The following is a 25,545-nucleotide window of genomic DNA, read 5'->3' as shown; positions in this document are numbered from 1 at the left end:
ACTAAGAAATACGGGATAAAAGATTGTTTGCTATGTTTGATTAATAATTGAGGCATTTAACAGAAACCGGTGGCCCCAATAAAAAAAGCCGATCCCCCAAAGGGACCGGCCGGTAGATGCCAGATGGAGCAAACAGAGGATTATGGCATTATCGTATTTTCAGAAGCTCGGTAGGACATCAACGCGAAACAGCGTGTCGAGGAGGGTGAGGCCTACCAAAAGCGCAAGAAAGACAATAGAGGTTCCAAAAAGCATCAGGTTAAAGCGCTTGTCCCAGTACAGGTTCATAAAGAAGAGCGCTACCAGCATTGCTTTAAATGTAGCAATGCCCATGGCAACGATGATGGACCAGGGATCGGGAAGATGCAAATAGTGTACAACAACGGTAAGCACCGTCAAAACCAGGAGTCCGCCGGCTACACCCAATAGGGTTTTATCTGTTGAAATATGATGTCCGCTCATAGGGATAAATCGTTTTTAAGTTATCAGTCAATTAGATAGAACAGGGGGAAAAGGAAAATCCAGATGATATCGACCAGGTGCCAGTAAAGACCGGTAATCTCAACCGGGGTATAGTATTCGCTGTCAAAATGGCCTTTGACCGAACGTACCAACAGCCAGATCATGAGTCCGATCCCGATAATAACGTGAAGACCGTGCAGGCCGGTCATCAGGTAATAAAGGCTAAAAAAGACATTGGCCTTGGGGTGATCGATGCCTTCGTAGGCATAAAACTCACCGGGAAAGATTCCCAGGTGAAACTTGTGCGTCCATTCAAAATATTTAATTACCATAAAAATAGCTGCAAGGGCCAGGGTGATTCCCAGGTTAATGGCGATGTTTCTTTTTTGATTAAGCTGGGCCGACTTGATCGCCATGGCAACAGTCAGACTGCTTCCGATAAGTACGACCGTATTAACACCGCCCCACAGCGTGTTAAGCTCTTCTGAGGCCATGACGAAAAGTTCCGGGTACCACAGCCTGTATACAATATAAGCGGCAAAAAGTCCGCCAAAAAAGAGGATTTCCGTTACCAGGAATACCCACATACCCATTTTGGCAGCGTCGAACTGTTGCTCGGCATCCACAAAATGATGCTGCAGATATCGGGAATGTGAGGAGGTTGAATGATTTGCCATAATTCAGATTGTACTGTTTTATAATTTAATACTCGGTTGGTTATTCCGCTTGGGGCTTTTCTTCTGTGCTGCTGACGTCCACTTCGGTTCCATGGCCGTTTCCGCTTTCAGCAAGGCCGAGCTGAAATTCATCCATCGGCTTGTGGTAGTCATACGGACCGTTGATAATAACGGGTGTGTGATGGAAATTGTGAAGCGGAGGCAGAGAATTGACCTGCCACTCGAGTGCCCGGCTGCCCCAGGGGTTGGGGGAGGCTTTTTCGCCGGTGTAGATTGATTTTACCAGGTAATAGAAGATCATTACAAAGCCGATACCCAGGATATAGGAGCCTATGGTCGAAATTTGATGATAGACCTGAAATTGTTCGATGTAATTGAAATACCGCCGCGGCATGCCCAGGGATCCCATCACAAACTGGGGCAGGAAGGTAACGTTAAAGCCGACAAAAATAATGCCGCAGGCAATCTTGGCCAGGGTCTCATTATACAGGCGTCCCGTCATCTTTGGCCACCAGTAGTGTACTCCGGCTAAAAAGGCCATCACCATGCCGCCTACCATAACAAAGTGAAAGTGGGCGACCACATAGTAGGTATCGTGGAGGTGTACGTTCAGCGCAATAGATCCGAGCACAATGCCCGTCAGTCCACCTACCAGGAAAAGGAAGAAAAATCCGAAAATATACAGCAGGGGCGATGCCAGTTTAATAGATCCCTTGTAAAGGGTGGCTGTCCAGTTAAACATCTTAATCCCGGTGGGAATACCGACCAGGAAAGTCAGGAACGAGAAGACCATGGAAGCCAGGGAAGCCTGACCGGAAACGAACATATGGTGTCCCCAGACCAGAAACCCGATAAAGGCAATGGCCAGGGAGGAAAGGGCGATAGCCCAGTATCCAAAGATATGTTTTTTGGAAAAGGTCGTAATGACTTCCGAAACAATGCCGAAGCCCGGTACAATCATGATATATACGGCCGGGTGACTGTAAAACCAGAAAAAGTGCTGGAAGAGTACCGGGTCGCCGCCGAGCGCGGGATCAAAGATGCCGATACCGAGCAAACGCTCCAAGCCGACCAGTGCCAGCGTGATCGCAAGAACCGGCGTTGCCAGAATCTGTATAATGCTGGTAGCATAGAGGCTCCAGGAAAAGAGGGAGAGTTTATCCCAGCTGAGTCCGGGTGCCCGCATCTTGTGGATGGTCGTTATGAAGTTGACCCCGGTTAGGATGGAAGAAAAGCCGATGACAAAAACGCCAAAGACCATGGTGGTAACCGCCCCGCCCGTCGTCGAAGAGTAGGGGGTGTAGAACGTCCAGCCGGTGTCAATACCGCCATTTACAATCGATACTATGGCAATGAGGGCTCCCGCTACATAAAGATAATAGCTTAGCAGGTTAAGCCTGGGAAAGGCTACATCCTTGGCCCCGAGCTGTAAAGGCAGAAAAAAGTTGCCCAGCGCGGCGGGTACCGAGGGCACCAGGAACAGGAACACCATAATGGCGCCGTGAAGCGTAAAAATCTGGTTATAGGTATTAGCCTCGATAAAGGTTTTGGCAGGTGTCCACAGTTCAGTACGCACCAGCAGCGCCATAATGCCACCCACAAAGAAGAAAAAGGTGACAGAGGCGAGATACATCAGCCCGATTTTTTTGTGGTCGACGGTCGTCAACCATGCCCATATTCCTGTCTCTTCATTCAGATAATGTTGGTCAGGATCTGATTCCGGTTCATACCGTTGAACCTGGATTTTTTTAAGATTTGTTTCTTCAGTAGACATATTATTTCAGTGTTTTTATGTATTCTATAATCGCATTGATCTGTTCGTCATTCAGCTGTCCCTGATAGGTATTCATCACATTCGGATATCCATCAACGACTTTGGCCCCGGGCTCTAAAATCGATTCACGTATGTAATTTTCATCGGCCGTTACCGTCGAACCATCCGACAACTGGACCTCGTGCCCAAACAATCCCTGCCAGGTGGGACCGGTCATATCGCTTCCGTCAGCAGAATGACAGGTTGAGCAGGCCCATTCCTGCGCCAGCTGCTCTCCCCATTCGGCGGGGGCCAGGTCTTCAGGCATGCCACCGCCCCCGGCATTATCCGCCAGCCAGTTTTCAAATTCACCTTCTTCATGAACAATCACTTTCGCAGTCATATCGGAGTGTGAGGTACCGCAATATTCGGTACAAAAGACGATGGACTCGCCGGGTTCCGGCGCATTAAACCAAACCTCCGTATAACGGCCGGGCAGGACATCCTGTTTGATACGGTAGTCGGGCACATAAAAGGAGTGAATGACATCGCTGGAGTTCATAATCAGCTTAACCGGCCGTCCGGCGGGAACATGTAGTTCACCATTGGTCCGGGCCCCGTTCTCATAAGTAAACTGCCAAATCCATTTTTGTCCCGTAACGTTTACTTCATAAGCGTCGTCGGGGGCTACCCGTTGTTCCATGAAAACCTGGTATCCCCATCCAAAGACAATGAGTACCATAATGAGCGGTATGACTGACCAGGTGACCTCCAACTTGTTATTGTGGGTTATCAGAGGCGTTACTTCGTCTTCCGACTCCCGCCGGTATTTAATGACAAAGTAGATGAGAACCCCGATAAGTCCAATCGTTAGTACAAGTCCGCTCAGGTGAACAAACCAAAAAAGAGTGTCAGTCTGGTGAGCCAGCGTTGATTTCGCCGGCGGTAGTAGTAGATCGTTAAGCGCGTCCATTCGGTTCTTTTATTTGCTTTTCATTAGTAGAATATCGGTATCGCAGCCACATAAAGCCAAGAAATATACCCAGAATTATCATGGTAGCAAAGCCACCTAACTTCATAATTCTCCAGGCAACAGGTGCATACGAGTTGGAATCCGCATCGTATTGATAGCAGTAGAGCAATACTTGTTCGGCTGTACTGCCGATTTCGCCGTCCGCCGCTTCGTAAAGTGCATTCCGCATATTGAATTCGTCAAACTTCAGGCCGTAAAGATATCTTGTTATGGTGCCATTGGGACTCAAAAACATGATGGCTGCCCCGTGGGCATACTGCCCGTTTTCAAGCTTGTTATAATCAAAGCCTACGGCCCCGGTCAGTTTTTTGATATTTTCTTTATTGCCACTTAGAAAATGCCAGCCGTTTTCGGCCCCTTTTCTATCCAGCTTGTTTAAAAATCGCTGCTTGTTTTCTGCTGCCAGCTTATGTCCTTCTTCATGATCGAAACTGAAAGTAATAATATTATAGTCGCTGCCCGGACTCCACTGCAAGTCCTTTACGCCCTGAAAGATTGCTTCTTTAATCATAGAGCAGAGCTGGGGACATTCATAATAAACCGGGTTCAAAAGCACCGGCTTGTTATCCTCAAACAGTTCCTGTAGGGAAACTGAATCTCCTTTCGCACTGGCAAATGTCAGATCCAGCGGAATCTTTTCGCCCAGACGCTCAGTGACTCCGACATTCTCTATGTTTTCAGGTTTCTGCCTATTAAGCTGTGCAACGGAGTTTGCCGGCTGTAGGAGTAAGCTTAAGAGTACAATAGCTGCTGGCCCTACATAGTACATATATTCTGTCTATATCTATAAATCAGTTGTCCCCATCCGCAGCCATATCATTGATTACGCTGTCGACGGGCATTCTGTAAGTCCCTTCTTCAAGGTTGACAATCCCAAAACTGGTTATCCTTTCTTCTGCCTTTTTTTTGAGCTGGGTTGCCTGGTAAAACTCACCACTTTCGGCAGAGACACGATCTTGCAGGGCCCGTTCATTATATTGGAACATTTCAAAAAGGGCCTGAACAAATACAATAACGAGAATAATGCCCAGAACGCTCCAAAAAACAAGGCGTTTATAATTCAGGTTATCAAACATGACGCCATGCTCCATCGCGCTTGCTACCTCTTCATCGGATATGGACAGGTCAAGATTCTCCGATTCTTCTTTCTCCTTTTCAACATTTTCTTCGGCCGTTTCAAATACCTGATCGCCCCCTTTTTCAAGTTCGGTCGCCCACATAAGAATAACCGAGACGGGCACGCCGTATTGTTCAGAGAGGGACTCAAGATTTTGTTTGGATTGCTCAAGCGCTTTTCGGGCAACCTTCTTTTTAAACTCCGGACTGTATTTGTTCTCTTCGCTTGTCATAAGATTTTAAAAACTTGTCATCGCAGCGGGCAGGCCCTTACTGCTTTCAACGCATTAGACGATAGTTACGTTTAGTGTTTGTTGAGGGAATCACCCAGTTGCGGGTCATTTACGGGAATCATCTTATTCTGTTTGAACTTGTGGAAAAACAGTCCCAGGAAGATGCCTCCCAGGCCAAAGAAAGTGGTTATAATCATCCAGTTGAAGTGGAACCCGTGATGGTCGAGTACCGGCATCACAAGCCAGTACAATTCAACCAGGTGCGCAGCCAGTATTAATACGGACATTGAGCCGATAATATTGTAATTGGACTTGCTGCGCTTGGGAAGCAGCACGATAAAGGGAATGACAAAGCGTCCAAACAGGTAAAAGTAAGCTAAATATTCATATCCGCCGCTGAGACGTTCCAAATACCACACGGTTTCTTCGGGGATGTTGGCATAATAGATCAGTAAAAATTGACTGAAGGCGATGTAGGCGTAAAAGACCGTAAATCCGAACAGCTGGACGCCCAGATCATAGATATGTCCCCGTTGGATGGTATTGGTGAGCAATCCTTTTTTCCACAGGAAAAGTACGATAAGGATGAGGGTGGCAAATAATCCCTGGAAACTCATTGCGAAGTAATAGACGCCGAAGATGGTGGAATACCAGTGGGGATCGAGAGTCATCAGCCAGTCGAAGGAAGCAAAAGCCAGCGTAATTCCAAAGAAAAAGAGTCCGGGTCCGCTCGTTCTGCGCAACAGGGTTTGGAGTCCCCAGTCGCCGGTTTCATCCATTTCGACGGATTTATTGTAGAGGCGGTAGCCCAGGAAGCTCCAAAGTGCAAAGTAGATGAACTGCCGGATAATGAAAAAAGTGGTATTCAGGTAAGCCGACTTTCCCTGCAGTACCGGGTCGTGTGCTACGGCGTCGGCGTGGGTCCAGTGATAAAGTGAGTGCATGCCCAGCAGCAAAGGGATAATAAACAGTCCCCAGATCCAAAAGTTGGATGAAATAGCTTCAGGGATGCGGCGAATGGCTACGCTCCAGTGTGATCGCGTAAGATGTTGAACAAGCACAAAGAATAAGCTGCCCAGGGCAATACTGGAAAAGAAGGCGAAGTTGACCAGGTATGAAAAGAAAAACTGGTCGTGTTCAAGAAAATATCCTATGCCACTGGCTATTAAACCTACTATACCTACCCCAAATAGCGATTTGGTTACATTCAGGTCAGATGGAAAATCCAGCGTATCGGTTAATTTAGGATTGCTCATAATTTCTTTGAAAACAATTAAGCTTTTGGTATAAGTACGTTAATGTTAACGCAATGCCTTGATATAGTCTGTAACTTCCTGCAGCTCCCGGCCCGTCATGAGATCTCTGAACGAAGGCATGTTGTTATTGAACCCCATTACAACTTTTGCACCCGGGTATTGTATCGATTCTTTGATATAACCTTCGTCAGCGATCACTGTCGACCCGTCCTCAAGTTCACGTTCACTTCCGAATAAACCACTTATCGGAGGCGCCAGTTGCTTCTCCCCGTCAATGGGGTGACAGCTTTGGCAGTCATGATCTTCAAAAAGTTCTTTGCCGTTGCGAGCACTGGCAGACAGCGTGTCCGATCGCGCCCCGGTTGTCGTATCAGTAGTATCGGTTTTCACGGAACTAACAGGCTTTTTTTTTGTGTTGATGCCTCAGCCGTCATCGTCGTATCTGCGGGTTGACCTGTAGAAGCACTTTCCTCGTTTGATTCTGAATCCTCTTCCGCCGGAGGCTCCAGGTCACTTAGCGATTTAATATATTCGATAATTGAATTGATTTCACTGTCACTCAGATGATCGTACGGCACCATCGACGGGGGAAAGCCTTCAGCAATTTTGGCGGAGGGCTCTACAATGGATTCACGCAGGTATTCTTCATCAGCCGTTACGGTTGAGCCATCGTCCAGCGGTCGTTCAGACCCATACAGATTTTGCCAGGTGGGCCCCACGGTTCTAGAGCCGTCCGTAGAATGACAGGCCCCGCAGGCATTATCCGCAGCAATAGTCTCGCCCCGCTCCACGGAAACCTCTCCGCCTTCATCCTGAGAGGCGGCCTCTTCGGCTTCCGCCAGTGCTGCCTGCTGCTGTTGGTATTCTTCCTGCATGGATGCGATATCAACATCGTATCTTCGAATTTCTTCTTCTGTGGCATTTTGGCTTTGCTGCAGGGCACGCACATAGGCAACGATAGCCCAGCGATCTTTGACCGGGATTTGTTGGGCGTAGGAAGGCATATTGCGGATTCCGTTGGCAATGGTTGAATAGATATAGCCGTCGCTCACGTTTCGCAGGCGATCGATATGAAAGCTCGGCGCCGGCACAAAGCCGTAGTTATTGGTCATGATGATGCCCTGCCCGTCCCCGGCGATGCCGTGACAGGGAGTACAGAATACCTCGTAACGATCTTTCCCCCGGTATAAAAATGACTTTGTGAGTTCTGGTGGAATTTCATCAACGAAACTGCTGTCCTCGTTAATACCCTGGTAGTAGGCTTTGTCCGCTTTTAAATTGCCCCGGGCTACCGTCCCTTCCACAGGCTGACGCATAGCGCGATTGTCGTCAAAGAATTCATTGCGCTCCTGCGGTTCAAACCGTTTTTGCTGGTCCATATTCATATTGGGGTGAACCGGGGGCTTTTCGGAAATTTGTCCGCGACATGAGGCGAGGATCATCGGCAGTGCAACGGCCGCAATAAATAAATACTTGGTAGCTTTCATCGGATTATTGTGCAAACTAAAGATTGTTTTGTGAGTTATTCCGAATCGTAAATGGTTTCTATGTGTGTGGCCCCGTTATCCTGAAACAGTTTAGCCACTTTTTCTTCGGCAAAAAGATCGTCCGACGCTTCTACACAGACAAAAAAGCCGTCATCCGAAGCTTTCTCAAAGCGTTCCACATTAAAAAGCGGATTATTGAAACGTGGCAGGTTGTTGAGAAAGAACATCCCGAAGACTGCTGCAAATGCGGAGAACAGAACCGTTATTTCAAAAGTGATCGGTACATAAATGGGCAGATTGATATAGGGTTTGCCGCTGATATTCATCGGATATTCGTAGCCCATCACCCATATCATAAGGGCGAGGATTCCAACCATGCCGGTTATGGCACCTCCCAGCACGATCCAGCCCAAAGGAGATTCTTTGAGTCCCATTGCCTCTTCCATTCCGTGGACGGGGAAAGGAGCATAGGTGTCGAAATCTTTATAGCCTGATTTTTTTACTGAAGCAGCCGCATCAACAAGTTCTTTGGGATTACGGAACTCAGCTAATACACCGTAAATATTATTGTTTTCTGTTTCCATGATTATCAGTTACTAAACGGTTTGCTCTTGTTGTACTACTACAGGTTCGGTTTTGCTCGGGTCAAATTCGTTGGTCTCCCCGTCGTAATTGTGCGGATCAGCCTGCGGCATAACGCCTTTGACTTCGGCAATGGCAACCATCGGCAGAAAACGCAGGAAGAGCAGGAAGAAAGTAAAAAAGAGTCCGAATGTTCCTATATAGGTTGCAATATCCCAAAAACTGGGCGAATAATAATCCCACGCCGAGGGCATAAAATCGGTAGACAGGGAAGCTACGGAAATCATAAAGCGTTCAAACCACATGCCGATGTTGACTATAATGGATATCACGAACGTAATAGCTACGTTGCGCCGAATATTCTTGAACCAGAGAAACTGCGGCGTTACGACGTTGCAGAACATCAGGATCCAAAATCCCCAGGCATAGGGACCTACGACATAGAGCCAGAATATGCCCTGTTCGTAAATATACCCGCTGTACCAGGCAACAAAGCCTTCCATCAGGTATGCAAAGGCCACCAGATTCCCCGTTATCATCATCACCAGGTTCATTTTTTCCATGATATCGATGTTCATGATATCTTCAAGCCCGTATATCTTGCGGGCGATAAGCATCAGCGTCAGTACCATGGCAAAGCCGGAATAGATAGCACCGGCCACAAAATAAGGGGGGAAAATCGTGCTGTGCCAGCCCGGAATGACGGAAACCGCAAAGTCGAACGATACGATAGTGTGTACCGAAAGCACCAGCGGCGTAGCAAGTCCTGCCAGTATCATATACGCTTTTTCGTAGTTCCACCAGTTGCGAAAGCTGCCGGTCCAGCCCAGGGCGGCGATACCGTACGAAATTTTGGCCACTTTGCTTTTGGCTTTATCCCGCAGTGTAGCTAAATCGGGGATCAATCCCACATACCAGAAGAGCAGGGAAACCGTAAAATAGGTACTCACTGCAAAAACGTCCCACAACAGGGGACTCGAAAAGTTCGGCCATGCGGCCATCTGGTTGGGAATGGGAAACACCCAGTAGATCACCCATATACGTCCCACGTGAATAGCCGGGAAGATACCGGCACACATCACGGCAAAGATGGTCATCGCCTCTGCAAAACGGTTGATCGCGGTCCGCCATCCCTGGCGAAAAAGGAATAGAATAGCCGAAATCAGCGTACCGGCGTGACCGATTCCAACCCACCAGACAAAGTTGATAATAGCCCAACCCCATCCGGCCGGGTTGTTTAATCCCCAGATACCGGTGCCATCCCAAATGAGATACCCGATAGCACCTAAAAGAACAATAAGTAGGATGTTAGCAAGTCCAAATGCCAGATACCACAATTTGGGCGTGGGAGACAGAGGTGTCTTAGCGATAAGATCGGTAATACTCCCAAAGGTATGATCACCTTTTACGAGTTTTGGCTCCGGTACGTATTGATAATCTGTGCTCATCGTAAAGTTATTGAGAATTAAGCCAATTTGGGATTGGGATTACGAATTTTGGAGAGATACGACGTTCTCGGTCGTGTATTCAGCTCTTCGAGAAGCAGGTAATTTCGGTTGTTTTTCTTTGTTTTGACCACTTCGCTTTCGGGATCCGTAAGATCACCGAAGTAAATAGCATCGGCGGGACACGCTTGCTGGCATGCCGTTTCGACCGAACCGTCGGCGGGTTTTTTCGTCTCGCCGTCCGTCTCGATTTTGGTCTCGATCTTGGCACGGTTAACCCGCTGCACGCAATAGGTGCATTTTTCCATAACCCCGCGGAAACGAATAGTTACTTCCGGATTCATCGCCATCTGGACAATCTCGGGATCATCCCCTTCGGTTAAAAACTCTTTGGTATAGTTGAAAAAGTTGAAACGGCGTACTTTATACGGGCAGTTGTTGGCGCAATAGCGGGTACCGATGCAGCGATTATAGGTCATCTGGTTCATGCCGTCATCGCTGTGGGTGGTTGCCGCTACCGGGCATACTTGCTCGCAGGGGGCCAGCTCGCAGTGCATACAGGGCACAGGCTGGTGCAGGGCCTTCGGATTGTTGACATCGCCGTCAAAATACCGGTCGTTCCGGATCCAGTGCATTTCGCGTCCCCGGCTTACCTCGCGTTTACCGATGACCGGAATATTATTTTCTGCCGTACAGGCGATCGTACAGACACCGCAGCCGGTACAGGCGTTCAGATCGATCGACATACCCCACTGCGGTTCATCAGCCGGGTATTCCTGCTCGTCAATAGCGTCGAAAATTGAGAGTGGATCACTGTCGCCGGTCGTTTCTTCAGCATAAGCGACACCCGGCATCTCAGCATTATAAGAAGATTCGTAGCTTGAGAAGTTGGGATCATCGCGATATTCCTGCAGCGTGGCGTGGCGCAGGAGCGACCGCCCCTCCATCGTATTATGATCCTGGGTACAGGCGATTTCATAGGTTTTACCGGTCTTTTCTACCGAGATGTCGCTTGCATACAACATATTTGAAGTCGTGCGCAGCGGGTAGGTGTCAACGCCGGTCTTGTTTGCCACACGCCCGATACCCTCGCGGCCGTACCCAACGGTGATGGTGATGCTGTTATCGGCGTGTCCCGGTTGCACCCAGGCCGGCATTTCAACGGTGGTTCCGTCGACCGTGATAGCAACGACCTCTACTTCCGCTTCCCCGAGTCCCGCTGCCGTAACGTCCAGCTGGTCGGCGGTCTTCTTACTCATCAGTGCCACATTGTCCCACGTAATCTTGGTCATCGGCTTGGGCAATTCCTGCAGCCAGCCGTTATTGGCAAAGCGTCCGTCAAAGACGGTGGAATCGGGCCGAATGACCAGTTCCATGCCTTCGGAAGCTTCGCTGCCGGTTGCAAAATCACCCGCAGCAGAGCTGAAGTTATCGGAAAGAGTAACGGAAACCGTTGGAAACTCCTCTTCCGCGGCCACACCGTCGTGGAGCGCTTGTTTCCATCCGCTCTCAAAATCCGACGTATAGTACGATTGCCAGGTCTCCCGGACGAGCTCGTAGCCGTCGCGCTGTTCCCCCGTCAGGATCGTGTTTAAAAACTCAATTTCACTTATGCCGGAATAGAGCGGTTCGATTTGGGGCTGAATAACAGAACGGGTACCCGTATAGGAGGAGCCGTCGCCCCAGGCCTCAAGAAAGTGGGCCCGGTTAAGATGCCATTGGGCCAGACTGGAGGTCTCGTCGTAATAATCAGAGAGGTGAATAACCTGTCCCGCTCCGGAAAGCGCATCAGCAAAGTTCAGGTCGGCCGGGGCGGTGAATGCGGGGTTGGTGCCCACCAAGACAACCGTGTCGATCCTGCCGGCGTTGAGATCTTCAGTAAGGTTGACCAAAGCCTCCCGGCTGTTATTTTCGTCAAGGTGTGGTACCTGGTGATAGCTAACGGTCTGTCCCGCATTGCCGAGTGCAAGATTCATGGCGGCCACTGCAGCATGCAGCGACGGCTTGTGCTCCCGTCCGACGGTCAGAATGGAATTTTCGCGATTTTCCAACAGTTCTTCAGCTAATACGGGAATCCACTCGTGATCGGAATACTTGTTACTGATGCCGCTGAACGCCGAGAGTCCGCTAACCGAATCAGACAGTTCTGCGGCGAGGGCGTAGATAAAAGGTTCAATATCGCTCGACTTGATACGCAGACGGTTGTCGGCGTTCGATCCGGTTATTGAAAACGTACTTTCGATCGCATAGAAACGTGACATGCCGTCCTCAGGCGATTCAATATGGCGGCCGTCCGTAAATCTCCTGGTGTTTTCCTCGCTGTTTTTGGCCGCAGCGGGATTCAGAAAATCATCATCGAAAGCAACAATAACATCGGCGCTGTCAAACTGATTGAAGGTACGCAGCCGCTGCCCGAACGCAATATTGGTCCCCTCGAGCGCATTATCTTCTCCAAAAGGCTCGTAGGTAATCCACCGGGCGTTGGAGAACCGGGCTAACGCCTGATCCTTCAGCCTGTTGTAGGTGGGAGAGGAGTTGGCTTCCGAAACAAAAGCAATATTTTGAGCAGTATCAGAAAAATGATCGCCACAGAAATCAGTAAAGGCGTTTACCGAAGATCGCTCCCCGTCTTTCCTGACATAGCGCGACCGGTCGGGGTCGTACATATTAAGGATAGCTGCCTGCCCAAAAATGCTGGTATTTCCCCTGCTGGCCGGGTGCAGCTCATTTCCTTCGATCTTGGTTGGTCGTCCCTCATGATTTTCTACGACAATGCCGGTCAGGGCATCCTGAAAAGGCATGGCCGATGCGTAGAACAACGGCTTGCCGGGCGTTACCTCTTCCGGCATATCGGAGTAGGGCAGGATCTTCTGAACCGGACGGCGGCAGGCCGCAAAGCCGGCCAGGGCAATAGAAGCCCCCATTACGCGCAGGAAACTGCGTCGCGATACCTCGTCGTTGAGTTCAGTAGCATTTTCGGGAAACTCACGCTCGACGAACTTCTCATATTCTTCGTTTCTTGCAAGTTCGCCCAGGCTTTTCCAGTAGTTGGGATTTTTGACTTCTTCGCTCATTCTGTTACGATTGCATTAATTCAAGTTCGTTCGGCGTGCTATACCTAATTGGCAATTAATAATGACAGCTTTGACAATCAGTCGGGGGATTGATATTGTTTTCAGACACAAGCTCTTGTCCTTTTTCTATCTGGTTTACAATCTCATAACCCATCGTCGTTACTTCTTCGACGGGACGCACCTGCTGTTCGGGATTGCGGTGACAGTCAAGGCACCAGCTCATGCTGAGCGGTTCTACCTGCTGGACGACCTCCATACGATCAACACGGCCATGACAGCTTTCACACCCGACGCCGACGTTTACATGTGCTGCATGATTGAAATAAGCGTAGTCCGGCAGGTTGTGTACCCGTATCCATTCAACGGCTTCTCCCGTCTCCCAGCTCTCCCGAACTTTTTCCAGACGCGGACTGTCGGTCATCACCTGGTTGTGGCAATTCATGCAGGTTTCTGTGGCCGGCACATTGGCGTGCTTTGACTCAAAAACATTCGTGTGGCAATACTGGCAGTCAAAATCCAACTGACCGGCATGCATTTGATGGCTGAATGGAACAGGTTGTTCAGGGGCATACCCCACATCGGTGTATTCGGGAGAAAAATAATACCAGACACCGGCAACTGCTGCTGTTGCAAAAATGATAAGCCCAAGCAATAGTTGGCGCGGAACTTCGTCTGCCCATTTTGGAAAAATCTGAGCCATAGGTCACGTATAATTTATCGTTGCTTATTTGGCAATTGTTCGTAACAAAAGTTTCGGCCTGAAGGTATGGAAAATCCAACTCTTTTAGAACCCGCAAAAATACCTTCGGCTATATTTAAATTTATTCTAAATAGGGAAGGTACTGATCTTAATACCACTTCCAGAACAGTGGGCTAATATATAATCAATTTTTTAAAAATGCCTAACATAAAAGCCGACTTGTTTTCAGGAGGCGATGAAATAATGACAGTTGAGCCGATAAGGAGAGATTTTCACGTTTCCCCGGAATAGCTCTTAATAAATTACCTATTATTCGTACCTTTGATCTCTGCCGAGGTAACCTTTTAAACTTTCTTTACATGACTCACGAGAAACCGTTTACCCTGGACCTTCTTAAAGATATCAGCCCGTTTAAAGCTATCGGGGTTATACTATTAATAAGTGGTGTTGCCCTGGGATTTTTGGTCTGGCTTATTTATTTCAAAGGAGGGAGTGATTACAATTCGAGCCTGATTACCAGTCTGCCTGCGCTCAATGCGTTATTAAACAGTACCAGTACGGTATTGCTGCTATTTGGTTATAAAGCTATTCGGAACCGGAATTTTAGCAGGCACATGAAGTTTAACCTCACTGCTTTTGTAACCTCTTCACTTTTCTTAATCAGTTATGTCATCTACCACAATTTCCATGGGAGTACATCTTTTACGGGAGAGGGTATGATCCGGCCGATCTATTTTTTTATTCTGGTATCACACATTATTCTGTCTGCCCTGGTCCTGCCGTTGATTTTAACCAGCTTTTACCTCGCTTTCTCAGGGAAGCTGAAGCTGCACCGCAAAGTTTCCAAAATTACCCTTCCGGTATGGCTGTATGTTTCCGTGACCGGAGTGATTATCTTTTTTGTACTTCGTGCTTATAGTTGACTGAGGGTTTTGCAAAACCGTTCTTTTGGCCAATCGTTGCATTTTTGTGCATTCAAAACTTCACATATACCCTATATGCTGTGGTTTTGAATGCACTCAGGGGTTGATTTTAACCAAAACTCCAGGTTATTCAAGGCCTTCTTCCAAAAAGTTTTCTCCCGCTTCTGGAATCCAGACCTCGGTATCGGTTGCTTCCTCGGTATAAGTTTTGAACTCTTCGGGATCGCCGGTTAGCACGGGAAACGTAGCGTAATGAACCGGCACGGCGTAGTCGGCCTGAATGAGATCGCATGCCATAGCGGCTTCTTCGGGGCCCATGGTATAATAATCTCCCATCGGAACGGCGATAACGTCCGGGTCATACAACTCTCCGTACAACTCTAAATCGTAAAAAATGTTGGTATCGCCCAAATGATAGAAGGTAATATCCTCGTCGAAGGCAATAACCAATCCGCCCGGATCGCCGGCGTAGTCGCCCTCGAAGGAAGAGCTGTGGTTGGCCGATACCATTGTTACGGAAAAATCATTAAAAGCAACGGTTCCTCCCTTATTAATTTCTACAGCCTGATCCTCGTCCAGGCCGTGTTTGCTGACAAGCAGGCGCGAGAGTTCAACCATCGCCACGACGGTAGCTCCCGTCTGCCGGGCGATATCAAGGGTATCCCCCACATGATCGGCATGCCCGTGAGTCAATAAAATATAGTCGATATCATCCTGTTGTTTGTGTTCCTCCGGGGTCGATGGATTTTGAGAGAGAAACGGATCCACTAAAATGGTTTTGCCGGACGGACTGAGGAGTTTAAAAGCCGAGTGTCCGAGCCATTGTGCCTGAACTGCTGTTTCCATAGATATTTTAATTTTATTGATTAAGTTAAAAAGATATTACGGATCTTTTATTTTAGGTTAAAGATAATAATTAGGCCATGCAAATACTTGGCGACAACTGGAGGGATGTTGGGCCGGAATTATAGTATACGAAGGTTTTGCCAAGTCAACTGTGTTTCGGGTAACGTGGTTGGTGGCTGGATGTTATATTGCAGGTCCTAATAGATACTTTTTTATCTTTACCCCGTCAAAGTGCTGCAGTAATAAAGATAAATATTAAAAAAAGGTGAAGTTGAACAGAAAATCGATACCAAAGGTAGCATAGCCTTGTTTAGACTACAGTCACAAAAAAAAATGGATGAGTAAAAAGAGTTTTTTAAATCGTATTTACAAGCATTTTTTTGATATAAGAAAAAATGAGTGGCCGACAGCTCTGCTTATGTCCACTTTTTTCTTTATGGTCATTGCTACATTCTGGATTCTGAAACCGATGAAGCGTGGATTGCTTGTAAGCTACTATCAGAATACACCGCTTCAGCTATTGGGGACTTCCTTCAGCGGGGCAGAGGTTGAACAGCTTGCAAAGGTTGTTAACATGTTCGTTGTATATGGTGTGGTAGTGCTGTTTACCATTCTTTCCCGGAAGTTTTCGCGGCGCAGCATAAATCTCATCCTGTGTCTCATTTTTAGCGGACTATTCGTCCTGTTCGCCAACCTGATGCGTGAGCCCGCAGCCGGGGTAAGCTGGTCGTTCTATGTGTTGGGGGATATGTTTAATTCAGCGCTTCTCACCTTTTTCTGGGCTTTCTCCAATGATATTTTTAGCGCAGACCAGGCTAAACGGACGTACGGGATTGTGGGACTTGGCGGAATTGTTGGAGGGATGGTGGGCTCTTCCGTAGTAGCTGGTTTTGTAGGAGAATGGGGGCGTCCTACATTACTTTATGTATGCCTGGTTCCAATGGCCGTGATGATAGTGATCGGCTATATAGTTGACCAGCGGGAAAGTGAAGCAGGGAGCGAAGAGGAAACATCCGTTTGTACTGAAAATAATAAGAGCAATGCGGCATTTGAAGGAGCAAGGCTGGTCATTAATTCAAAATATTTGCTGGCCATTGTCGGCCTCATAGGCCTTTATGAAATAGTTTCCAATATAGTGGACTTTCAGCTGTCGGCGACTATAGCAGCCCAGGTTACGGGTGATTTAAACAGGGATGCCTATTTTGGTTACGTCGGTCAGGTAACCGGTATCCTTTCTTTTGTGGTACAACTATTTTTGACCAGTTTTATCATGAAGCGGTATGGGGTTGGCATTGCACTGCTTTTTTTGCCTGTTGCTATTACACTGGGGTCAATAGGATTTCTGGTGTTACCGAGCCTGCTTTTTGCCACCATTATGTCTGCCAGCGACAACAGCCTTAATTATTCAATTAACCAATCCGCAAAGGAAGCCTTGTATACGCCTACCAGCAAAGATATCAAATACAAGGCCAAAGCGTTTATTGATATGTTTGTACAGCGCTCAGCAAAAGTAATGGCAGTCGTTTTAAATCTTGTAGTTGCTTATTACGTCGGTATTGCAAATGTGCGCTGGCTGTCGCTGGCAGCGTTGATCATTTTGATGGGATGGATTTTGGTTGTTCGTTTTGCGGGTAGCGAATTTAAAGAAAAGGCCTCCGAAAAAGGAGCATCTGATAGCTGATCCTGACGGCTTTCCGTTTTAATTTTGCAGATAAAGAGGTGGAAAAGCTATATTTTCAGATTTTACGCTTAAGAACACTACCACTGAAACCCATGACCATACTTAATATCGATGATTATCCAAGTTGTTAATGTTGCCTGCCTATTTTTAAGTACGTTGTTTTTGGTTGCCCACTCACCCGGAGATGAAGATAAGCCGCTGTTTAACGGCACGGATCTTTCAGGCTGGATAAATGTTATCGGGGCATCCGAGAGCTGGACGGCTGCCCGTAATTCGATAAGTGCCACGGGAATACCGAAGGGGGTGTTACGCACCGACAGGCAGTACGAAAATTATATTTTAGAGTTTGAATATAAAAAACCGATGTCCCACGGCCGGGCGGGGATACTGATCCACAGTGATGCTCTTCCGGCAAAGGGAAGTCCCTGGCCGCGAGGCATCAATATTCAATTTTGGGATTCGGGTAATGGCCTGATAGAGGCTGTGGGTGGTGCGGGCATACGGACGGTCAAAAACCCACAGCTCCAAAAAGCCGACGGAGATTCGAGCGGCGGCGGACCGCCTGCTGCCGGGGAAAGATGGCATCACGTTCGCGTTAAAAGCAGCAATGGAGCGGTAACACTGCGAGTGGATGGCAAGCCCGCTGCAATGGGGCTTTACGCCTCTCTTCGCAAAGGTTATATAGCGTTGAAATCCGATGGATCTCAAATTCAGTTCCGAAATATACGCCTCCGGGAGTTACCGGCAGCTGATCTTGCTTCCGAGCAGGTAGCGACTAAAGACCGGGGATTTGTGTCCCTGTATAATGGCCGGGATGTGGGAAGGCACTGGGAATTGCTGCCGGGACACCGGGGACATTGGACGGGCGAGGACTGGCTGATCAATTATGATGGCGGGAGCGAAGAGGAAAGAAAAAGCCTCTGGAGTAAAGGGAAGTATGCTGACTTTATTCTGACGGCGGATATGAAGTTTACCGGCCGGCCGGAAATGGCCGAAAGTCCGGTCGTTTTACCAAACGGCGAGAATCTTAAAACGGAGGATGGCAGCAATAAAACAGTGGTGGTTCCTTATGCCGGGGATACGGGGATTTATGTTCGGGGAAGTTCAAAAAACCAGGTAAATATGGGCAACCGCTTTATTGGCTCCGGAGAAATATACGGGTACCGGGCTGATCGTGATATGCCCAGGGAGGTCAGGCAGGCCCTTATTCCAAGAGTCAATGCCGATGCTCCGCCCGGTGAATGGAACCGATACCGTATTACTATGAAAGGAGATCGGATTACCGTAGTGTTAAACGGGACAGTTGTTATTGATGATGCCCGGCTTCCGGGGATCGCGCCAACGGGTAAGATTGCCTTGCAGGATGATCATGGCAGGGGAAACCGTTTTGTATTTGGGAATTTGTACATCAAAGAGCTTGAATAACCGGCAGTGGGAATCACGAGTCATTTGGTTGTTGGACATTGGTGAGAAAAATTTCGGATATTGTATATAATGAAATTAAGTCTGTCTTTGCAGACAGTTACATTCCCCGGCCGACTCATTCCGGTTGTCCGATCCCGGTGGACTGGGTCAGGTAGTACTCATGATGCTCGAATGTTCTTTTAACCGCATACAACGTTTGTACAATAGTATCCGCACCGACAACAGAATTTTTACAAGTAAACCTATGAATAAAATGTTGAAATCCTCCTTACTGAGCCTGGTCATATTATCTGTTTGCAGTTATTCCCTGTGGGGACAAACCGGGCAAATAAAAGATGTTATTGACCGGGAGTATGAGGATATAGAAAAGTTGTATAAACATTTTCACGCCCATCCCGAACTGTCCAACAAGGAGGCAGAGACCTCCGGGAGACTGGCCGTAGAGCTGGAGCAACGGGGATTTTCAGTGACTGAAGGGGTCGGGGGACACGGTATTGTGGCCGTGTTGGAGAACGGAGAGGGACCAGTCGTCATGATACGGGCTGATATGGATGCCTTGCCGATTAAAGAGGAAACAGGGGTTTCGTTCGCCAGTGACAAAACGGTTACCACCTCCGACGGTGAGTCTGTTCCTGTTATGCACGCCTGCGGTCATGACATGCATATGAGTGTTATGGTGGGAACGGCACAAGTCTTTACAAGCCTGAGGGATCAGTGGGAGGGAACGCTCGTACTCATCGGTCAGCCGGCGGAAGAAAAGCTGTCGGGTGCCAGGGCAATGATTGAGGATGGATTGTTTGAACGTTTCCCGCTGCCGGACTATATACTGGGGCTTCACGTGAATTCAGCCCAGGCTTCAGGAAAAGTGGGGTACGCGCCGGGTTACGCTTACGCGAATGTAGATGTGGGACGTATTGTGGTAAAAGGCAGAGGGGGACATGGGGCATATCCGGATTTGACGATCGACCCGGTTGTTATCGCCTCGCGGCTTGTTCTTAACCTTCAAACGATCATAAGCCGTGAAATTTCTGCGCTGGACCCGGCCAACATCACCGTGGGATCTATTCACGGGGGGACCAGCGGGAATATTATCCCTAACGAGGTGGAACTGGAATTGGTCTTCCGGACGCTGAACGATGATACGCGTGAAAAACTCATCAAAAGGATCAATGAGATGAGCAGGGGGGTAGGCCTGTCCGCCGGTCTCCCTGAAGAAGACTGGCCCCGGCTGGAGCTGGAAAGTGATTCTCATGTATCCTCTGTTTATAATACGCCGGCACTGGGGGAAAGACTGAAAGATTCATTTACCAGGGCTGTGGGAGCAGAAAATGTACGCGAAATATCACCGCTGATGTATGGGGAGGATTTTGGGGAATACGGAAGTGCAAAACCTGAAATACCCGCTTTTTTATTTTCGCTGGGATCGGTAAAACCTGAAGATATGAAAGCTGCCGAAAAAGGATTGATTGAGCCCCCGTCCACCCATTCCAGCAAATACCTGCCGGATATAGAGCCAACTATTCGGACAGGCATTCTTACTATGAGTTCCGCCGTATATGACCTGCTGGAAAGTGAGGATCATTAACCCATCATGAAAAAATTGACGACTTGCTCATTCTTTTTGGCACCCCGGCGGCCGGAGTCCGTTTGGTGTTTTGGGATCCGGGCCGGGTAGCTGAGACCAGCAGCCCACGCCGCCGGAAAAAACGCATTACAACTTGAATGAAAGTGCAGAGATCGGTATTTATAATCTTCTCCTGTAGCGCTATCCGGATCGGCCGTAAGACTGGCGCTTTATGACTCTGTGGAAATGTTTTATACCGATGCAACAGGAATCTGGTGATATCCAATGCACACATTTTTGCCGGGACACTATGAAATATCTTATATTTTTTAACCGTTGACGATGATGACTACCCGAGATCGAAACCAAATCCGGAAGGTACGAGTTCAAAAAGTTGTATGTCCCATCCCTTATTATATGATTTTTTGTTGCACCTTTTATTAATGAAGTTACTTGTATCATATCCAAATTGAATTAACCCCAAACAGATAATATAATTGAGGATTATTTATGGCAGAACGAATTAAACTGCATCCGGAAACACCTCACGTAAAGCGCCTTTTTGAAGTTGCAGATATGATTAAGCAGGGAGCGGTGATTTTGTTTCCCACGGATAGTCAATATGCGATAGGATGCGATTATAAAAATAAAAAAGGTATTGAGCGCATACGCCAGATTCGACAGCTGGGAAAGAATGATCATCTGACTATTTTATGCGATTCTCTTTCCGGCATTGCCCGGTTTGCCCATATCTCCGATCACAATTTTAAACTTATCAAGCGGCTTATTCCGGGACCTTATACCTTTATCCTGCCGGCCACCAAAGAGGTACCGAAGCTGCTGGTTCATCCCAAGAAAAAAACGGTCGGTATCCGTGTACCGGATTATCCCATCGCCGAAGGATTAGTGCGGGAAGTGGGTGATCCTCTGCTGGCCATTACAGCTAAAAAGCCTGAAATGGATAAAGATGCCCTTGCCGGGTTTGAGCGCGAGCCTTTTTTGAGAGAATTCGATAAGCTGGTGGATGTGACGATTGATAATCAGCAGGAATTGCCTTCCCGCGAGACGTCCATCCTGGATATGACCGATGACAATACCAAATTACTGCGTGAGGGCCTGGGAATGGAAGCACTCGAGGAGGTGTTTCGCATGCAGCGGGAACCGTTAGAAAAATAGACAAATAATTTATTATGAAAGTAGCGATTAATACAGGAGGTGGTGATGCGCCGGGATTGAATGCAGCCATCCGGGCGGCCACCCTGGCGGCCCTGAAACGCGGGTGGGAAGTAGTGGGCATTAAAAATGGTTACGGGTCGCTCTATACCGACGATCCGTTTATCAAGTTAGATGCGCAATCGGTGAAGGGAATTACATTGCAGGGAGGAACGATCCTGGGGACCGCAAACCGGGGGAATCCATTCGAGATGCCCTACCAAAAGGAAGACGGAAGCTGGGATACAAAAGATGTTTCCGATCACCTGGTACAGACGTTTGAAGAGCATGAGGTGGATGCGCTGATTGCGATAGGGGGTGATGGATCTATGAATATCGCCAGCCGGCTTATCAGAAAGGGCATTAATATCGTGGGTGTCCCCAAAACAATTGATAACGATATCTACGGCTGTGATATATCACTGGGTTTTGATACGGCCATTGATATTGCCACCGGTGCCATTGACCGTATTACGACCACGGCCGAATCGCACCAGCGGCTGATGGTTGTAGAAGTGATGGGGCGTTATGCCGGATGGATTGCCCTGTATGCGGGTATTGCCGCCTCAGCTGATGTAGTGCTTATCCCGGAAATCCCTTTTTCCTACGATTCCATTGAAGAGAAAATCAGGGAGCGTGAAGCCAACGGCCAAAAGTATACCATGATTGTTGTCGCTGAAGGAGCCCTGGAAAAAGATGGCGAGCTGGTTACCAAAGGCAAGGCAGTGGGACAAGAGGTACAGCTTGGCGGGATTGCCGATCGGCTGGCGGATGAGTTGAGCGAGCGAACGGGCAAGGAATCGCGTTCCGTCGTCCTGGGCCACCTCCAGCGCGGGGGGTCCCCCTCTACCTACGATCGTCTCATCTCTCTTCGGTTTGGAGCCGCGGCGATCCGGTGTGTGCAGGAGCGTGATTTCAATAAGCTGGTGGTCCTGCAGAATAACAAGCTCACGCGCATTCCCATAACCAGCATAGAGGGTAAAATGAAATCGGTTTCCCTGGAGAGCGATACGGTACAGACGGCCCGTGACATCGGTATTTGCCTGGGAGATTAGTATCAGGAAAACAAAGGACTGTTTCTTATTTGACCAGCGTTTTGAAATGTTCATCAAAGGGTGGCTCAATAAGGCCTTTTTCGGTGATGAAGGCGGTTACATACCGGTGAGGGGTAATGTCAAAAGCCGGGTTGTAGGCCTCTGCTTTCTTGGGAGCCACCTCTGAGTCGTTGAACCGGGTAATCTCATCTTCTTCACGCACCTCGATAGGAATGTTATCCCCCTCCTGCAGTTCCATGTCAATGGTGGAGAAAGGAACCGCTACATAGAAGGGTATCTTATTTTCTTTGGCCAGTACCGCAAGGGGATATGTGCCTATTTTGTTCGCCACATCGCCGTTGGCAGCCACATGGTCACTTCCTACGATAACTTTGTCCACCTCCCCGCGGCGCATCAGTGATCCCGCCGTCGAATCGGTAATGAGGGTCATTGGTATTTCCGCATTCATGAGCTCCCAGGCGGTCAGTCGTGAACCCTGCAGGAGGGGACGGGTTTCGTCTACCCAAACCCGGATATCTTTATTTTTCTCATGGGCATGGAAGATAACCGAGAGCGCCGTCCCGTACTGGCCGGTAGCGAGACTTCCGGTATTGCAATGGGTAAGAATCCGGTCTCCTTCGGTAATAAGGTTAACCCCGTTTTCTCCAATTTTTTTGCAGGTCCGCTTATCCTCGTCGTGGATGGTTTTGGCCGTTTTGAGGACAATCTCCTTGAGTTCAGAAATATCTTTGTCCTTATGTGCTTTAATAGTAGTCTTCAGCCGGTGGAGCGCCCAGTGCAGGTTTACGGCGGTGGGACGGGCGGATTCCAAATATTCAGCTACCCGCTCCACCTCTATAAAAAAGCTCTGGAACGAATTTTCGGACAGCTCCTTAATCCCCAGATAAAACCCGTAGGCGGCTGCGATACCGATAGCCGGGGCGCCGCGAATGCGCAATTTTTTGATGGCTTCCCACATGCGTCCGACGTCGCGAATATCACTATACACTTCCCGGCCCGGAAGGTACGTTTGATCAAGAATTCGGACATGGTCGTCACGCCATTCGATTGACTGAATGGCCGTTTTGGTGTCGTTGTTCATACTTTTGCTACCCCTGTAATCAGTAATTTTTTTTTGTACCTCAATGGTATAACAATTCTATCAGGAAATAAAATTTCATTGATTTCAAAATCCAGCGGCCATGCCATCCCCGCGCGGGTCCGGTGCTCCCAGCTTAAACCCGTCGTCGTCCACAAAAATAGTGTGAACACGTCCCAGTCCGTCAGAAGCGCTGAGCGTATGCCCCTTCTGCTTTAGTAATTTTCGGGTGTCGGGGCTGAGGCCAAATTCTTCGTAATAGAGTTTGTCGGGCATCCACTGGTGGTGGAAGCGGGGGACTGAAATGGCTTCAGCCGGATCCATCTCAAAAACGGCCATATTCAGAAAATTGTGCAGGGTAGCCGTTATGATACGGGGTCCGCCGGCTGCCCCCAGCACCATGCGAACAGAATCGTTTTGGGTGACTATCGTGGGAGACATGCTGCTGAGCATACGCTTTTCGGGGGCAATGGCGTTGGCTTTTCCCTGAATGAGTCCGAACATATTCGGTTCTCCCGGCTCGGCCGTGAAGTCGTCCATTTCATTGTTCAACAGGAATCCGGCTCCGCTGACAGCCACCATGCTGCCGAACGAACCATTCAGGGTCGTTGTAACCGCTACGGCATTGCCCGCTTCGTCTATAATAGAGTAGTGAGTGGTTTCGGTGGATTCCCGGAAAGGAATATCGCCGTGGCCTATATCGTCGCTGGAGGAAGCGGTCTCCCAGCTGAAACTTTCCATGCGTTCTTCATTATAGTCCGGGTCCAGGAGTTCCGCCTGCGGGATATCCACAAAATCGGGATCCCCCAAAAAATGGGCCCGGTCCGCGAAAGCGCGGCGCATGGTTTCGGTAATGAGATGGACATATTTGGCCGAATTGAATCCCAGCTCTTTCAGATCGTAGGGCTCCAGCATATCCAGGATTTGAGCAATGGCAATACTCCCGCTGCTTGGCGGAGGCATGATGTTGAGCTCATAACCATTGAAAGAAGCCTGGACGGGATTTCGCCAGACGCTTTCATAACTCTGAAGATCCTCACGGCTAATAATTCCGCCCTGTTTTTCCATCTCGTCCACCAGGAGCTCTGCAGTCTTCCCTTCATAAAAGCCCGCTCGTCCCCGGTCGGCAATACGCTGTAAGGTCCGGGCTAAATCGGTCTGACGAAACAGATCGCCCTCTTGCCAGGGGGTCCCGTCCTGCCGGATGAAATAACCGGCGGACCCCTCATATTTCTTTAATCCTTTTTTGTTGTCATTCAAGGCTTTGGCTTGCCGGTAGGACAAGCGGTATCCCTCGCGGGCCAGCTCGATGGCAGGTTGTATGACCTGGTTCAGGGAGAGATTCCCGTATTCTTGCAGGGCTTTTACCATTCCGTCAACGACTCCCGGAACGCCGGATGCCAGTGCCCCTTCGCGGCTGAGTTTGGGCACATATTTCCCATCCCGCATATACATGTCCTCATCTGCCTGCAGGGGGGCCTGTTCGCGAAAATCAAGAGCCCGGCTGGTCCCGTCCGCGAGACGGACGACCATAAAACCGCCGCCCCCGATATTCCCGGCCCTGGGCAGGGTCACAGCCAGGGCGAATTGAACGGCGACGGCCGCATCCACGGCATTGCCGCCTTGTTGAAGTATCTCACGGCCTGCCTGAGACGCCCGCTGTTCGGCAGTAACGACCACCGCATGTTCGAACGATTTAGACCAGCCTGCCTGGCCCGGACTTTGACTCGGTAATACAAACAGCAGGAATACGCATACGACTGCTGCCAAACGGGAAGAACATTTCATATCGGGAATTACGTTTTGAATATTGCAGGTACTATTTATCAGCAAAAAAATGTTAGGTAAAAATAGAGCGAATCTGCCTATATATAAAATTCATTTGGTTAATTAAAAAGCCGGAGGCCCAAGATAGAGCCTCCGGCACTTATTTAAAAGAGGCT

At 48.7% G+C, this 25,545-nt stretch carries 22 protein-coding genes; 6 read left to right on the top strand and 16 right to left on the bottom strand.

Features of this window, described 5'->3' with window-relative positions; genetic code table 11:
• Nucleotides 1-159: 159 nt before the first annotated feature.
• The 13 genes from BUB16_RS05230 to BUB16_RS05170 all read right to left on the bottom strand — a co-directional run bounded on the left by BUB16_RS05230 (nucleotide 160) and on the right by BUB16_RS05170 (nucleotide 13,818).
• Nucleotides 160-462: a cytochrome C oxidase subunit IV family protein gene (locus BUB16_RS05230; RefSeq protein WP_073060283.1), complete on the bottom strand. Its 303-nt coding sequence runs from the start codon at nucleotides 460-462 to the stop codon at nucleotides 160-162.
• Nucleotides 463-485: 23 nt separating this feature from the next.
• Nucleotides 486-1,139 (bottom strand): cytochrome c oxidase subunit 3 family protein, encoded by a 654-nt coding sequence (locus BUB16_RS05225; protein ID WP_073060281.1) that lies wholly within the window; start codon nucleotides 1,137-1,139, stop codon nucleotides 486-488.
• A 40-nt stretch (nucleotides 1,140-1,179) separates the two neighbouring features.
• On the bottom strand, nucleotides 1,180-2,913 hold the full coding sequence (gene ctaD, locus BUB16_RS05220; RefSeq protein WP_073060278.1) for a cytochrome c oxidase subunit I: 1,734 nt from the start codon (nucleotides 2,911-2,913) through the stop codon (nucleotides 1,180-1,182).
• A 1-nt stretch (nucleotide 2,914) separates the two neighbouring features.
• Nucleotides 2,915-3,865 carry a cytochrome c oxidase subunit II gene (coxB, locus tag BUB16_RS05215; protein ID WP_073060275.1) on the bottom strand — a complete coding sequence of 317 codons (951 nt, stop codon included), beginning with the start codon at nucleotides 3,863-3,865 and terminating at the stop codon, nucleotides 2,915-2,917.
• Entirely contained in the window at nucleotides 3,852-4,694 is an 843-nt protein-coding gene (locus tag BUB16_RS05210) for an SCO family protein (RefSeq protein WP_073060272.1), read from the bottom strand. Before BUB16_RS05210 ends, coxB begins: the two co-directional genes overlap by 14 nt.
• A gap of 22 nt (nucleotides 4,695-4,716) precedes the next feature.
• Nucleotides 4,717-5,274 carry a hypothetical protein gene (locus BUB16_RS05205; RefSeq protein ID WP_073060268.1) on the bottom strand — a complete coding sequence of 186 codons (558 nt, stop codon included), beginning with the start codon at nucleotides 5,272-5,274 and terminating at the stop codon, nucleotides 4,717-4,719.
• Between the two features lie 71 nt (nucleotides 5,275-5,345).
• A complete protein-coding gene (locus BUB16_RS05200) occupies nucleotides 5,346-6,530 on the bottom strand; it encodes a hypothetical protein (RefSeq protein ID WP_073060265.1) in 1,185 nt (394 codons plus the stop codon).
• Nucleotides 6,531-6,575: 45 nt separating this feature from the next.
• Nucleotides 6,576-6,920, bottom strand: a complete 345-nt coding sequence (locus BUB16_RS05195; RefSeq protein WP_073060262.1) for a c-type cytochrome — start codon at nucleotides 6,918-6,920, stop codon at nucleotides 6,576-6,578.
• Complete coding sequence (locus BUB16_RS05190; protein ID WP_073060258.1) at nucleotides 6,917-8,017, bottom strand: c-type cytochrome; 1,101 nt, start codon at nucleotides 8,015-8,017, stop codon at nucleotides 6,917-6,919. Before BUB16_RS05190 ends, BUB16_RS05195 begins: the two co-directional genes overlap by 4 nt.
• A 35-nt stretch (nucleotides 8,018-8,052) precedes the next feature.
• Complete coding sequence (locus BUB16_RS05185; protein ID WP_073060255.1) at nucleotides 8,053-8,601, bottom strand: DUF3341 domain-containing protein; 549 nt, start codon at nucleotides 8,599-8,601, stop codon at nucleotides 8,053-8,055.
• Nucleotides 8,602-8,613: 12 nt separating this feature from the next.
• On the bottom strand, nucleotides 8,614-10,047 hold the full coding sequence (gene nrfD, locus BUB16_RS05180) for an NrfD/PsrC family molybdoenzyme membrane anchor subunit (RefSeq protein WP_073060252.1): 1,434 nt from the start codon (nucleotides 10,045-10,047) through the stop codon (nucleotides 8,614-8,616).
• A 17-nt stretch (nucleotides 10,048-10,064) separates the two neighbouring features.
• On the bottom strand, nucleotides 10,065-13,118 hold the full coding sequence (locus BUB16_RS05175) for a TAT-variant-translocated molybdopterin oxidoreductase (RefSeq protein ID WP_073060250.1): 3,054 nt from the start codon (nucleotides 13,116-13,118) through the stop codon (nucleotides 10,065-10,067).
• 55 nt (nucleotides 13,119-13,173) lie between these two features.
• On the bottom strand, nucleotides 13,174-13,818 hold the full coding sequence (locus BUB16_RS05170; RefSeq protein WP_073060247.1) for a cytochrome c3 family protein: 645 nt from the start codon (nucleotides 13,816-13,818) through the stop codon (nucleotides 13,174-13,176).
• Between the two features lie 359 nt (nucleotides 13,819-14,177).
• Between BUB16_RS05170 and BUB16_RS05165 the strand changes: the two genes are divergently transcribed.
• Nucleotides 14,178-14,741, top strand: coding sequence for a DUF420 domain-containing protein (locus tag BUB16_RS05165; RefSeq protein ID WP_084088045.1), 564 nt, complete (start codon nucleotides 14,178-14,180; stop codon nucleotides 14,739-14,741).
• 126 nt (nucleotides 14,742-14,867) lie between these two features.
• On the opposite strand, the gene BUB16_RS05160 is transcribed toward BUB16_RS05165, so the two are convergent.
• Entirely contained in the window at nucleotides 14,868-15,587 is a 720-nt protein-coding gene (locus BUB16_RS05160; RefSeq protein ID WP_073060243.1) for a metal-dependent hydrolase, read from the bottom strand.
• 337 nt (nucleotides 15,588-15,924) lie between these two features.
• Between BUB16_RS05160 and BUB16_RS05155 the strand changes: the two genes are divergently transcribed.
• From BUB16_RS05155 to BUB16_RS05135, 5 genes are all read left to right on the top strand, one after another.
• Entirely contained in the window at nucleotides 15,925-17,268 is a 1,344-nt protein-coding gene (locus tag BUB16_RS05155) for an NTP/NDP exchange transporter (protein ID WP_073060241.1), read from the top strand.
• A 111-nt stretch (nucleotides 17,269-17,379) separates the two neighbouring features.
• Nucleotides 17,380-18,693: a 3-keto-disaccharide hydrolase gene (locus BUB16_RS21055; RefSeq protein ID WP_084088044.1), complete on the top strand. Its 1,314-nt coding sequence runs from the start codon at nucleotides 17,380-17,382 to the stop codon at nucleotides 18,691-18,693.
• A 253-nt stretch (nucleotides 18,694-18,946) separates the two neighbouring features.
• Nucleotides 18,947-20,278, top strand: a complete 1,332-nt coding sequence (locus BUB16_RS05145; protein WP_084088063.1) for a M20 metallopeptidase family protein — start codon at nucleotides 18,947-18,949, stop codon at nucleotides 20,276-20,278.
• Between the two features lie 489 nt (nucleotides 20,279-20,767).
• Nucleotides 20,768-21,433, top strand: coding sequence for an L-threonylcarbamoyladenylate synthase (locus BUB16_RS05140; protein WP_073060238.1), 666 nt, complete (start codon nucleotides 20,768-20,770; stop codon nucleotides 21,431-21,433).
• A gap of 14 nt (nucleotides 21,434-21,447) precedes the next feature.
• Nucleotides 21,448-22,524, top strand: a complete 1,077-nt coding sequence (locus BUB16_RS05135) for a 6-phosphofructokinase (protein WP_073060235.1) — start codon at nucleotides 21,448-21,450, stop codon at nucleotides 22,522-22,524.
• A 25-nt stretch (nucleotides 22,525-22,549) separates the two neighbouring features.
• Here BUB16_RS05135 and mtnA read toward each other — a convergent pair whose 3' ends face one another.
• A complete protein-coding gene (gene mtnA / locus BUB16_RS05130; RefSeq protein WP_073060233.1) occupies nucleotides 22,550-23,605 on the bottom strand; it encodes an S-methyl-5-thioribose-1-phosphate isomerase in 1,056 nt (351 codons plus the stop codon).
• 84 nt (nucleotides 23,606-23,689) lie between these two features.
• On the bottom strand, nucleotides 23,690-25,390 hold the full coding sequence (ggt, locus tag BUB16_RS05125; RefSeq protein ID WP_084088062.1) for a gamma-glutamyltransferase: 1,701 nt from the start codon (nucleotides 25,388-25,390) through the stop codon (nucleotides 23,690-23,692).
• Nucleotides 25,391-25,545 lie beyond the last annotated feature (155 nt).

Source organism: Fodinibius roseus (genome assembly GCF_900129315.1).
In the GTDB taxonomy this organism is placed as follows: Bacteria; Bacteroidota; Rhodothermia; order Balneolales; family Balneolaceae; genus Fodinibius; species Fodinibius roseus.
The sequence above is the reverse complement of the archived record's forward strand: the minus strand, read 5'-3'. Positions and strand labels throughout refer to the sequence as shown.

Excerpts from the sequence above, each read along its gene's own strand:
- BUB16_RS05140 (WP_073060238.1), top strand. The coding sequence starts at position 20,768 with ATGGCAGAACGAATTAAACTGCATCCGGAAACACCTCACGTAAAGCGC.
- BUB16_RS05205 (WP_073060268.1), bottom strand. The coding sequence starts at position 5,274 with ATGACAAGCGAAGAGAACAAATACAGTCCGGAGTTTAAAAAGAAGGTT.
- ggt (WP_084088062.1), bottom strand. The coding sequence starts at position 25,390 with ATGAAATGTTCTTCCCGTTTGGCAGCAGTCGTATGCGTATTCCTGCTG.
- BUB16_RS05185 (WP_073060255.1), bottom strand. The coding sequence starts at position 8,601 with ATGGAAACAGAAAACAATAATATTTACGGTGTATTAGCTGAGTTCCGT.
- nrfD (WP_073060252.1), bottom strand. The coding sequence starts at position 10,047 with ATGAGCACAGATTATCAATACGTACCGGAGCCAAAACTCGTAAAAGGT.
- coxB (WP_073060275.1), bottom strand. The coding sequence starts at position 3,865 with ATGGACGCGCTTAACGATCTACTACTACCGCCGGCGAAATCAACGCTG.
- BUB16_RS05200 (WP_073060265.1), bottom strand. The coding sequence starts at position 6,530 with ATGAGCAATCCTAAATTAACCGATACGCTGGATTTTCCATCTGACCTG.
- BUB16_RS05170 (WP_073060247.1), bottom strand. The coding sequence starts at position 13,818 with ATGGCTCAGATTTTTCCAAAATGGGCAGACGAAGTTCCGCGCCAACTA.
- BUB16_RS05155 (WP_073060241.1), top strand. The coding sequence starts at position 15,925 with ATGAGTAAAAAGAGTTTTTTAAATCGTATTTACAAGCATTTTTTTGAT.
- BUB16_RS05135 (WP_073060235.1), top strand. The coding sequence starts at position 21,448 with ATGAAAGTAGCGATTAATACAGGAGGTGGTGATGCGCCGGGATTGAAT.
- BUB16_RS05175 (WP_073060250.1), bottom strand. The coding sequence starts at position 13,118 with ATGAGCGAAGAAGTCAAAAATCCCAACTACTGGAAAAGCCTGGGCGAA.
- BUB16_RS05190 (WP_073060258.1), bottom strand. The coding sequence starts at position 8,017 with ATGAAAGCTACCAAGTATTTATTTATTGCGGCCGTTGCACTGCCGATG.
- BUB16_RS05210 (WP_073060272.1), bottom strand. The coding sequence starts at position 4,694 with ATGTACTATGTAGGGCCAGCAGCTATTGTACTCTTAAGCTTACTCCTA.
- BUB16_RS05230 (WP_073060283.1), bottom strand. The coding sequence starts at position 462 with ATGAGCGGACATCATATTTCAACAGATAAAACCCTATTGGGTGTAGCC.
- BUB16_RS21055 (WP_084088044.1), top strand. The coding sequence starts at position 17,380 with ATGATTATCCAAGTTGTTAATGTTGCCTGCCTATTTTTAAGTACGTTG.
- mtnA (WP_073060233.1), bottom strand. The coding sequence starts at position 23,605 with ATGAACAACGACACCAAAACGGCCATTCAGTCAATCGAATGGCGTGAC.
- BUB16_RS05225 (WP_073060281.1), bottom strand. The coding sequence starts at position 1,139 with ATGGCAAATCATTCAACCTCCTCACATTCCCGATATCTGCAGCATCAT.
- BUB16_RS05145 (WP_084088063.1), top strand. The coding sequence starts at position 18,947 with ATGTTGAAATCCTCCTTACTGAGCCTGGTCATATTATCTGTTTGCAGT.
- BUB16_RS05160 (WP_073060243.1), bottom strand. The coding sequence starts at position 15,587 with ATGGAAACAGCAGTTCAGGCACAATGGCTCGGACACTCGGCTTTTAAA.
- ctaD (WP_073060278.1), bottom strand. The coding sequence starts at position 2,913 with ATGTCTACTGAAGAAACAAATCTTAAAAAAATCCAGGTTCAACGGTAT.
- BUB16_RS05165 (WP_084088045.1), top strand. The coding sequence starts at position 14,178 with ATGACTCACGAGAAACCGTTTACCCTGGACCTTCTTAAAGATATCAGC.